This is a genomic window from Pseudomonas abyssi (assembly GCF_002307495.1).
GTDB classification, from domain to species: domain Bacteria; phylum Pseudomonadota; class Gammaproteobacteria; order Pseudomonadales; family Pseudomonadaceae; genus Halopseudomonas; species Halopseudomonas abyssi.
In genome coordinates this window covers 1-528 of the sequence record NZ_NTMR01000032.1, presented here as the reverse complement: position 1 = coordinate 528, position 528 = coordinate 1, and the positions used below count along the sequence as shown (strand labels likewise).

Sequence of the window (528 nt, the reverse complement as noted above, 5' to 3'; positions counted from 1 at the left end):
GACTACGCGGGCCAGCGCTGTGTCAGTGCCGGCGCGCATGTCCAGAGGCTCAGTGGCGAGCCAAATGCGTTCAATGCGGATCACTTCAGCAGCTCGCGCAGGAAACGAGCACAACCTTCAGGGTCGTTGCCCGGCCACTGCACCGACAGCTTGCCGACCCGATGAGGAATAACGATCTGGATGGCCATGTCGGCAGCACTCGGGGTAGCAGGTAGGCTCGGGACGAGAGGGATCGGAATAAAACTGGAGGGTACAGCAGGCAGCTGTGCCTGCTGGCGGCGAATCCACTTGTGCACGAGATTGGCGTTAAGGCCAGGACTCAAGGCTACGCCGGCAACCGAGGCACCGGGCTGGCTGCACTCCTCGACGACCTGGGCCTTGAAGGATTTGGGATAGGAGCGGCGTAGGCCTGGCACGGGAGTTCCTCCGCAAGGGGCTTGAAATGGTGTCCACCAAAAACAGGTGGACACCATGCCGCTACCAGGCGGAATTGAGGAGGTGTGTTGCCCGGACGGTTACAAAAAAAGG

General features: G+C 61.0%; 1 protein-coding gene. It reads right to left on the bottom strand.

Annotated features, from left to right (window positions below):
• Positions 1-80: 80 nt before the first annotated feature.
• Positions 81-416: an IS66-like element accessory protein TnpA gene (tnpA, locus tag CNQ84_RS18910; RefSeq protein ID WP_211287211.1), complete on the bottom strand. Its 336-nt coding sequence runs from the start codon at positions 414-416 to the stop codon at positions 81-83.
• Positions 417-528 lie beyond the last annotated feature (112 nt).